Genomic DNA, 5,846 nt, shown 5'->3' with positions numbered 1-5,846 from the left:
AGCCTGAGCTAGAGTGTGTCTGAAAAATGCTTGTACTGTGCTGCGCACTCCACTTAGTAGGATGGAAGTTCAAAATTTGGGAGACGTAGTGGGCTACGTTGACTGAATTTTGAGCTTTCAGACTGCTGAGTAGAGGGTGCAACACAATGCAATGATTTTTCAGACACGCTCTAAGGCAGGATGCCGAATTGAGGGCGTTTCCGTCCCTCTTATATAACCTTCCATATACACCTAGAAGATACTTAGGTGCATAGCGTGTTTTGTGCTATCATACGGCACGCAAGAAACCCAGAAAACATAAACCGAGTTTCGCCCCCCCTATAAATCCAAACGAGGTGACCCCATGATTTATTTAGATTCCTTCTCTTTCCCTGATTCAGACCGAGAATTTGACTTTTTTCTCTCCATACAAAGAAATTGTTACAACAGTTATTATCCTTTCAAGATTCTATCCCAAAAGGAACTTTCCATACTAAACTTTGAGCCTATTACGATTCTATATGGTGGAAATGGTTCAGGAAAAACAACTGCCCTAAATGTGATATCTGAGAAATTAAATCTTAGACGTGATTCCAGATTCAATCAATCGAATTTCTTTCCGAATTATATAGATCTCTGTGACTATTCACTTGCACGTGAACTTCCTAGCCATAGCCGAGTAATTACAAGTGATGATGTATTCGACTATATGTTAAATGTGCGAATGATGAATGAAGGAATTGATGGCAAACGCGAAGAATTGTTTGAAGATTATCTGGATGCAAAGTATTCTTCTTTCCAATTTACTTCCATCAACGACTATGAAAAATTAAAGAAAGTCAACCAAGCTAGAAGTAAAACGCAATCAAAATATATACGCAATAATTTGGTAGATAATATACGTGAACACTCCAACGGAGAGAATGCATTTCTATATTTTATGGAAAAAATCGAAGAAAATGGGCTCTATTTATTAGACGAGCCCGAAAACAGCCTATCTCCTGAACGTCAATTAGAATTTGTTAAATTCATTGAAGATTCTGTTCGTTTCTTTGGCTGTCAATTTATTATCTCCACACATTCACCATTTTTATTGGCAATGAGAGATGCTAAGATATATGACCTTGATGAAACTCCTGTTAGAAGTAAGCCTTGGACTTCACTCAAGAATGTTCAAGTTTATCATGCGTTTTTTGAAAAACATCGTAAGGAATTTTAGAAATAGACTTCTCTGCATCGTATAGAATTGTACCAGACAGTCAAAAGAGTTCATAAAAGATTAATTGTCTGGTACTCCAAAAAAGGCATAAAGATTCTTCTTTACGCCTTTCATCATCAACAATTATTTAACTTTCTACAGCCTCTAAAACTTCTTCTTCGGTCAATTTAGTTACCTGAATGATTTGTGCAATTGGCATTTTCATTTGATAAAGCTGTTGCGCCATTTCTCTTTTTACTTTTTGTTCTGTTTCCCTTTTTTCTTCTTCAATTTTTGGTCGAAACAACTCTAAAATTTCGTTTGACATACTATCATCCTCCTTTAACAGTTTTACAAGTTCAAGATTGGCTTTCAATACTACTTCCAGAATGGCTTCTTTATACTCATTTTTATCTACTTCTCTATAATCTATTACAAGACTATGTAACATTTCTTTTGTAATTTGATCAGTAAGTGCTACTAGCCATTTATGTTCTGCATCTAACTCATCTAAAATAATAAACTGAATTGGAATTTCACCATCTTTTAATAGATAGTATATTCCATTTTCATATTTTGTAATCTGATACTTTCGTTCTGCTTCCATATGCTGAAAGACATTTTGGGTTATCGTACTGCAAACAAATGTAATACTTAACTCTTGAAATTTTATTTCATCCACAGCATCTGCATCCGACTTTAGAATGCAAGCATAACCATTCACTTTATACACATCATCAATAGAAACATAATCTGTAGGCGACTTATATTCTAGTATATTCCATTTGCGAAAAATATGCGCAATAGGATTATCAATCTTCTTATCTTTCTGCTTTTTTATCACTAACAAATCAATCAATAATGGTTTCTTTGTCAAAACTTTTTCGTCAATATATTCTAAGATATCTTGATATTCTTCTAACTCAATTTTCACTGCACCACGAAAGGGTGAATGCCACTGAATCTCTTCTTTCATATCATTTTACCGCCTTTCAATTGGCTTATCTTACATATTTAGTATAGCATAACTATCAACTGTTTTCTACTTCTAAAATATAAGCCCTTTTTTTCTACTCATGACCCAGACGATTTATAATGCCTTACCCCAAATCTCCACAACGCATAACAAGGAATCAAGAATAAAATCGCTAATAATGGGATAAACACATAGATAACACTTGTTCTTTCGTCTAGCAGATAGAGCAACGGATAATACTGCACTAACGCATACGGCACAATAAATGTACAAATCTGCAACATTCGTTTGCCATAGATTCCAACAGGATATTTGCCATATTCCCTTGCTCCATCTGTAAATATATTCATAAGCTCTAGTCCATCTAATGTGAAGAAACATAATGCTGCATAGATAAGAAACAGTCCTGTAAATAAAGCCGTTCCTCCTAGTAACATAAAAACAACTGTAACAATCTTACTTATAGTCCAATGAATGTCACTATTTGCAATTCCATATATAAACATACAAACTGCTTGCAACATTCTTCCTATTCTTGTTAATTCAAACTTACTTCCTAGAACTTGAAGAATCTCATTTCTTGGTCGAACCATGACACGGTCAAATTCTCCCCTCTTCACCATTCCAGCAAACATATCAAACCCACGAGCATAGCACTCCGCAATCGAAAACTCCATTAACATAATAGAAAAGCACAATAAAACCTCACTATATGAATATCCTTTTACACTTGGAAATCGCTGAAACATAAAATAGATTCCCAAGAATACATTAAAGGATACCAAAAATTGTCCTATCATTGTTAATACAAACGATGATTTATACTGCATCATACTTCTTACATTAATAGATACATAATGTCCATATAATCTCAAACCATTTTTTCGTACTGTCTTCATTATCCATCAACCTCCCTGCAATCTTACACGTTTCTCTGCATATCGACATAAACAATATCCGCTAACCGTAAGAATAATAAGCCATATGCTCTGCAATACAACTGGCTTCACAATTGCACAACCAGATAGATCTCCACTGTAGATTCGAAGTGGCACATTTTGCATTGCTGCAAAAGGCAAAAGTTCTAACACCGCTCGTATCTTATCTGGAAAGAATGGTAACGGAATTACGGAACCAGCCAAAAGCTCCACCATTGATACAAAGAAGATTCGAAGCCCTTGTGGTGACACCGTAAAGAAAGTTAATACATAGACTAGCATACAAAAAGATACCGTAACTAACAATCCAAGAATCATTGTTATCAAAAAACATATAGCATTGGTTATACTTGATGGTGCAGACATTCCATATGGTTTCGGTAAGAATGCAGCAACTATCAGAATTGGAAAACAACGCAGTACTGCCCTTGATAGACGATTTGCCACACTCCTTGCAAACCACATATTGTAGATACGGATAGGTCTACATAATTCATATGCAATATTTCCACTTGTTATCGAATCGAAAATCTCTTCCTCCATAAACCATGCCATAAAGAACGCTAAAAATGCTTGCTGTAACCAAATATAAGATACAGTTGCTTGAAATGTCATTGGAAATGCATCTGCATTTGCATCATGAAACGCTGTAAATATCAAAATCTCCATTGCACCCCATACAAATTGTGTAAAAATGCCTGCTAACGCAGCAACACGATACTGCATTCCCATTGCAAACCGCAACCGAAAGAAAGATAAATATTTCTTCATACTGATGTACCTCCTATATATCATAGGAACGGTATAATTGTGCAACCGTTTCATCAATATTTGCATTGCCTTCTTTAATATCAGCTAAAGAACCGTCAAGAAGGATTTTTCCTTTTCCAACAAGAATAATTCGTTTCGTTAATGCTTCAATATCTTGCATATCATGTGTTGTAAGGATTACGGTTGTCTTATGTGTTTCATTCAGACGTAAAATAAAATCTCTTACAGCAAGTTTTGATACTGCATCTAATCCGATTGTCGGTTCATCAAGAAATAAAATGTCTGGGCTATGAATAAGTGATGCCGCAATTTCACAACGCATACGCTGCCCTAACGACAACTGCCTTGTTGGTGTTTGTAAGAGTTTTTCAAGATCTAAAAGCGTTTGCAATTCTTCTAAATTATTTTGATAGATTTCTTCTGGTATTGAATAGATGTCCTTTAATAATTCAAAGGAATCGATGACGGGAACATCCCACCATAGCTGTGACTTTTGACCAAATACAACACCAATATTTTTAACATGTTGTATTCGATTCTCCCACGGTACTCGTCCATTTACGGTACACGTTCCACTGTCTGGTGTTAGTATTCCACTAAGAATTTTAATTGTAGAACTTTTTCCTGCTCCATTCGGCCCAATATATCCGACCATCTCCCCATCACCAATTGTAAAACTAACATCTGATAATGCTTGAATGGTCTCATATTCCCTATGAAACAGTGACTTACAGGCTTCTTTCAGACCTGCTTTTCTTCTTGCTACTTTGTACGATTTGCATACATTTTTCATCGTAATCATTGTGCTTCCTCCTGGTAGTTATATTTTCATATCTTGCCAAGTCGGTTGGTTTGCCTTGAATTTTGCCAAAGCATGCCGACAAAATAGTGTTACCATTATTAAGTTTTATTCTTTCAGACTGCTAAGTGAGTGGTACAAAACAGTATAATAAATTTACAAACACACACTCTCTATTATATCTTACTCTTCAATCTTTTTAGAAAATCATCACGCAAAGCGATTTGCTCTTTTAACTCTGCATTCTTTTTATTCAGATATTCTATGTATTCTAATGTCAGCTTCACACCATGTTTATTTACTAGGTCATCGCCTTCTGTTAATTGTTCTAGGGCATGTTTGAAAAATGCTTTTACTGTGCTGTGCACTCCACTTAGTGGGGTGGAAGTCCAAAATTCAGGAGGCATAGCGGGCTATGTTGACTGAATTTTGAACTTTCAGACCGCTGAGTGGAGGGTGCAGAACAGTGAAATGATTTTTAAAACACGCCCTTGCCACTGCATTGTCGAATTTCTTCTCATATCATTGTAGGTGTTGTCTTCTTTTATGAACATGTGTATTCTCCAATCCGGTCTGTATTTTGAGTCAGAGTATTATTATAAGCCTTTATTGGGGTAATGTCCATTGTTATTTCAGTATTTTACTCAATTACCGTATTTCTCGTTTTTCAATAATACTATATACTTTCCCTGACACTCCTAAATATCTCTAATTACTCAAATGCACTATTATATATTCAAACAAAAAATGTGTAAAGCCTCAATAATACAATAGACTTTACACATTTACTTATGATATTCTTTGTAATTTTTCACTATGTTCAACAATAATCTTTTTCATAATATCAATATCTGATTGCATAGCTTCAATTTGATTTATACCTGCTTGATAACGATTGTAAGTTGATGTATAACACGATTCAAAATTCTGTAATCGTGGTAACATATCATTTTCAAGTGTTATTTGAATGTTTTTAATATCTGTCTTTAGTGGTTCAATCTGTGCTTGTACTATATTCGATATAGCAAGTAATAATTCGTTGTCTGTCATGAATCACACTCCTTATATATTTCATCAGTTAATGTGATTATATCATGTATTTGATTTAAAGTCCATTCTATCATTTACTCAATTTTACAATCCCAGCCAATCACAATCTAAAACATCAACACCATTCCCTCTCTT

Annotated in this window: 8 protein-coding genes; 1 reads left to right on the top strand and 7 read right to left on the bottom strand. The window is 34.8% G+C overall.

Going from position 1 to position 5,846, the window contains the following annotated elements:
* Positions 1-163, bottom strand: a 163-nt coding sequence (locus RMR19_RS21960; RefSeq protein ID WP_310601687.1) for a DUF6783 domain-containing protein, incomplete at its 3' end; no start/stop codon positions are given.
* A gap of 180 nt (positions 164-343) precedes the next feature.
* Here RMR19_RS21960 and RMR19_RS00975 point away from each other — a divergent pair.
* Positions 344-1,198, top strand: a complete 855-nt coding sequence (locus RMR19_RS00975; RefSeq protein ID WP_310601686.1) for an AAA family ATPase — start codon at positions 344-346, stop codon at positions 1,196-1,198.
* A 127-nt stretch (positions 1,199-1,325) separates the two neighbouring features.
* Here the strand turns inward: RMR19_RS00975 and RMR19_RS00970 are convergent, their stop codons facing one another.
* The 6 genes from RMR19_RS00970 to RMR19_RS00945 all read right to left on the bottom strand — a co-directional run bounded on the left by RMR19_RS00970 (position 1,326) and on the right by RMR19_RS00945 (position 5,711).
* The gene (locus tag RMR19_RS00970; protein WP_310601685.1) at positions 1,326-2,153 is read right to left on the bottom strand and encodes a 3-isopropylmalate dehydrogenase; all 828 of its coding nucleotides are present in this window, start codon (positions 2,151-2,153) and stop codon (positions 1,326-1,328) included.
* Positions 2,154-2,251: 98 nt separating this feature from the next.
* A complete protein-coding gene (locus RMR19_RS00965; RefSeq protein ID WP_310601684.1) occupies positions 2,252-3,052 on the bottom strand; it encodes an ABC transporter permease in 801 nt (266 codons plus the stop codon).
* Positions 3,053-3,058: 6 nt separating this feature from the next.
* Positions 3,059-3,862, bottom strand: coding sequence for an ABC transporter permease (locus tag RMR19_RS00960; RefSeq protein ID WP_310601683.1), 804 nt, complete (start codon positions 3,860-3,862; stop codon positions 3,059-3,061).
* 13 nt (positions 3,863-3,875) lie between these two features.
* On the bottom strand, positions 3,876-4,664 hold the full coding sequence (locus RMR19_RS00955; protein ID WP_310601682.1) for an ABC transporter ATP-binding protein: 789 nt from the start codon (positions 4,662-4,664) through the stop codon (positions 3,876-3,878).
* 173 nt (positions 4,665-4,837) lie between these two features.
* On the bottom strand, positions 4,838-5,068 hold the full coding sequence (locus tag RMR19_RS00950) for a hypothetical protein (RefSeq protein ID WP_310601681.1): 231 nt from the start codon (positions 5,066-5,068) through the stop codon (positions 4,838-4,840).
* A gap of 382 nt (positions 5,069-5,450) precedes the next feature.
* Positions 5,451-5,711 (bottom strand): hypothetical protein, encoded by a 261-nt coding sequence (locus RMR19_RS00945; protein ID WP_310601680.1) that lies wholly within the window; start codon positions 5,709-5,711, stop codon positions 5,451-5,453.
* Positions 5,712-5,846 lie beyond the last annotated feature (135 nt).

The sequence above is a fragment of the Anaerosporobacter sp. genome, from assembly GCF_031551385.1.
Taxonomy (GTDB): Bacteria; Bacillota; Clostridia; order Lachnospirales; family Lachnospiraceae; genus Anaerosporobacter.
The sequence above is the reverse complement of the archived record's forward strand: the minus strand, read 5'-3'. Positions and strand labels throughout refer to the sequence as shown.